Raw genomic sequence first — 1163 nt, forward strand, 5'->3', positions numbered from 1 at the left:
GGCGGTGGCTGTGGGCCAACGCGGTGGGTGCTCACTCACGTGCAGCGGACTACGGAAGCCGTGGTCCAACATCTGACTGCGGCCGGGTGAGCAGGGCGGGTCCGACACCGCGCGGGCAGTGTGGGTGTGAACTGGGTGCGGACCTCGTCATGGTGGCAGATCAGCCGTGTCACAACACTTGGTCGAGTGGTTCCCGAACGTGGGCGGGATGGCGGTTCAGACTCTCGTCCGCCTCGACAGGACCGTCGAGCAGGACCGCGTGCCCGGGGCACCCCGACCTGAGCTGAATCGGATTTTGTAGCGACTCTGAAGCCAGGCAAGATCGCCTCGGCGGATGGGAGAACACAGGTCCGATGCCTGCACCGGCCGCACACGGCTGGACGGACGATCAGGTGTGGACCGTCGCCCGGGTACGCACACTGATCGGGCGAAAGTTCCACATCTCCTACAGCTTCTCCGGCGTCACCCGGCTGCTGCACCGGATGGGCTACAGCGTGCAGATGCCCGCCCGGCCCGCCGCCGAACGCGACGAAGACGCGATTACTGCATGGCGGAAGGCGACCTGGCAGGAGGTAAAAACCTCCGGACGGCGACCGGCGCGTTCATCTGCTTCGAGGATGAATCGGGCGTAACCGGTCGGCCGCCCAAGGGCCGCACCTGGGGCCAGCGCGGGATCACCCCGACGGTGCGTGTGCCCGGGTGCAGCCGTGGCCGCCTCTCGGTGGCCGGGCTGCTGTGCATCAGGCCGGGCCTGCCCACCCGCCTGTGCCGACACGCCGGCCGCAAGGGCGAGTGCCGCTCGCTGAGCGAGATGGACTACATCCGCCTGCTCGACGGCGCCCACCGGGACTGCGCCAGGTCCAGTACCAGCCCGACCTTATTGACGGATGCCTTGCCGGCACTGGACTCACCCTGACGACACCACGCCTACGAGCTCAGTGACCGCCGACCTCGATCACGTAGTCGCGCCGCGCTGTCGGCTGACCGGAGCTCTGGTACGCCGTGACCGTGAACGGAGCGTTGGTTGTATCTAGCGCAGAAGGCGACCGCGGGGGGGGGGGGGGGGGGGGGGGGGGGGGGGGGGGGGGGGGTTGTCGTTTTCTTCGACCGGGATCCCAAGGGGGGGAAGGGGAAGCGGGGGGGTTTGGGTGTAGGTTGGGCTG

Annotated in this window: 1 pseudogene; it reads left to right on the forward strand. The window is 68.6% G+C overall.

From position 1 onward, the window contains the following. Positions 1-362: 362 nt before the first annotated feature. Positions 363-844, forward strand: a pseudogene (locus ACZ7IB_RS47855) (winged helix-turn-helix domain-containing protein); the annotation flags it as partial. Between the last annotated feature and the right edge of the window lie 319 nt (positions 845-1163).

This window comes from Streptomyces sp. NPDC037301, from assembly GCF_055602785.1.